Annotated in this window: 3 protein-coding genes; all 3 read right to left on the bottom strand. The window is 62.9% G+C overall.

Annotation, left to right across the window (positions count from 1 at the left end; all coding sequences use genetic code 11):
• Positions 1-4 precede the first annotated feature (4 nt).
• The gene (locus tag APH30_RS26805; RefSeq protein WP_054914225.1) at positions 5-553 is read right to left on the bottom strand and encodes a hypothetical protein; all 549 of its coding nucleotides are present in this window, start codon (positions 551-553) and stop codon (positions 5-7) included.
• Between the two features lie 28 nt (positions 554-581).
• Entirely contained in the window at positions 582-1,298 is a 717-nt protein-coding gene (locus tag APH30_RS26800) for a TetR/AcrR family transcriptional regulator (RefSeq protein ID WP_009686997.1), read from the bottom strand.
• A gap of 150 nt (positions 1,299-1,448) precedes the next feature.
• Positions 1,449-2,481: lysine--tRNA ligase (gene lysS, locus APH30_RS26795; RefSeq protein ID WP_054914224.1), on the bottom strand; the 1,033-nt coding region annotated here is incomplete at its 5' end.

Below are 2,481 nucleotides of genomic sequence, written 5' to 3'. Positions count from 1 at the left end.
ACGGTCATTTGCCGGACCGCTGGAACCGGGCCACTTCAACGAACAGGTCCGAGTTGGCCGGGTCGTCCAGGTACGCCAGCACCCGCGCCGACGGGCTATCGATCAACACACCATCGCCGTTGCCTTCCGGCACCTCGGTACTGCGCCCGGTCAGTTCCTGTTTGTCCACTGCCTGCTGCACTTGCTCGACATCCAGGTTGTACAGCACCAGTTCCTTGCCATCGACGATATCGAAGCCGCCAATCAGGAAATTGCCGCCCAGGCGCTTGGGCACACCGGCCGACAGGTACCAGCGGTTACCGTGGCGCGACACCGTGAACATGTAGGCTTCCGGGGCCTTGCCTTTGGCCGTGGCGACCGCCTTGTAGGCATTGCCAGTGCTGCGGGTGATGGTGAGCTTCAACGGCTCACCCCAGGCGTCCTTGCTGCTCCAATTGCCGAGCAAGGCCTTGGGCGCGGCCTGATTGCTGGGCAATGGCTCATGGAAGGTCACCAGACAACCGCCCAGCAGCAGGAATGACAAAGTCAACAACACCACACGCCAGGCTTTCATCAGGCTCTCCTTGAAAAGTCGGTCTCGCTCAGGCCGATGCCAGCACCAGTTGCAGGTATCGGGTAAGCATAGCGAGCATCTGCCCATCGGCTTGCGCGCTGGCATCCTTGAGCAGGCCCTGATATTCCATCTGCTCGATAATCGCCGTCAACATTTGGGCGTCCTGTTCCGGCTGCCGCGAGCCGACCACCTGCAGCAATTGGCGGGTGCCGTGCAGCAGGATTTGCTCGTGCGCACAGACCAGTTCGGCCAGGCGCGGGCACAGCAGCGCCTCTTGGCGGAACGCCTGTTCGGCCATCAGGAAGTCGCGTCGGTTCAGCAGTTGGCGCTGCACGTAGTCGGCGGTCATGCGTGCCACTTCGTCAGCCAGCCGTGCCCGCGCCTGCGGGCTGCCATCCCCTTGGGCCAGCAGCTGGCGCAGCACAACTTCGGTGTTGGCCCACAGCTTGGCCATGTAGGCGGCGCTGCGTTCGACGTACTGGGCGAAGGTATCGGTGAGCAGGTCCTCGATGTCCTTGAAATAGTAGGTGGTGGCCGACAAAGGCACACCGGCCTCGGCAGCCACCGCCCGGTGACGCACACCGCGAACGCCATCGCGCACGACGATGCGCATGGCGGCATCGAGAATCTGCTGGCGACGCTGTTCGCTGCCCTGGCGGGCAGCTTTGCGGCCTTGGTATTGCACGCTTTCGGCGACGGCGGTGGCGATGCCGGCGGCGCCCTGGTGAGGGGTGGCGGGTGTCATAGGGGACCTCACGGAAGAAGCGGCAAGCTACAAGCGGCAAGCCACCAGAAAAAGCGGAATGCACGCGGACTGCCGTTTCTTGTAGCTTGCCGCTTATGGCTTGCCGCTCGCAAAGAAAAGCCGCCTGAAAAGGCGGCTCGTTCAGCTCACTCAGGCCTGCGGGCGCATGTGCGGGAACAGGATCACATCGCGGATCGACGGCGAGTTGGTCAGCAGCATCACCAGGCGGTCGATACCAATGCCTTCACCCGCGGTCGGCGGCATGCCGTACTCCAGCGCGCGAACGAAGTCGGCGTCGTAGTGCATGGCTTCGTCGTCACCGGCGTCTTTCTCGGCTACCTGGGCCAGGAAGCGCTCGGCCTGGTCTTCGGCATCGTTGAGCTCGGAGTAGGCGTTGGCGATTTCGCGGCCACCGATGAACAGCTCGAAACGGTCGGTCACGGCCGGGTTGTCGTCGTTGCGACGGGCCAGCGGCGACACCTCGAACGGGTACTCGGTGATGAAGTGGGGCTGCTCAAGCTTGTGCTCGACCAGCTCTTCGAAAATCATCACCTGCAGCTTGCCCAGGCCTTCGTGGCCCAGCACCTTGGCACCGGCCTTCTTGGCGATGTCACGGGCGCGGTCGACGTCCTGCAGGTCGGCAGCGGTCAGCTCCGGGTTGTACTTGAGGATCGAGTCGAACACCGACAGGCGGGCGAACGGCTCGCCGAAGTGGAACACCTTGTCGCCGTACGGCACGTCGGTGCTGCCCAGAACCAGCTGCGCCAGCTCGCGGAACAGTTCCTCGGTGAGGTCCATGTTGTCACGGTAGTCGGCGTAGGCCTGGTAGAACTCGAGCATGGTGAATTCCGGGTTGTGCCGGGTCGAAACACCTTCGTTACGGAAGTTGCGGTTGATCTCGAACACTTTCTCGAACCCACCCACGACAAGCCGCTTGAGGTACAGCTCCGGCGCAATGCGCAGGAACATGGCCATGTCCAGGGCGTTGTGGTGGGTTTCGAACGGCTTGGCCGCAGCACCACCCGGGATGGTTTGCAGCATGGGTGTTTCGACTTCGAGGAAGTCACGCTCGATGAGGAACTTGCGAATGTGCGAGATCACCTGCGAGCGCACACGGAAGGTGTGGCGGGTTTCTTCGTTGACCATCAGGTCGACGTAGCGCTGGCGGTAGCGCTGCTCGGTA

It is taken from the genome of Pseudomonas sp. NBRC 111127 (genome assembly GCF_001320345.1).
GTDB lineage: Bacteria > Pseudomonadota > Gammaproteobacteria > Pseudomonadales > Pseudomonadaceae > Aquipseudomonas > Aquipseudomonas juntendi.
Note: the sequence above shows the minus strand (reverse complement) of the source record. Positions and strands in the feature narration are given on the sequence as shown.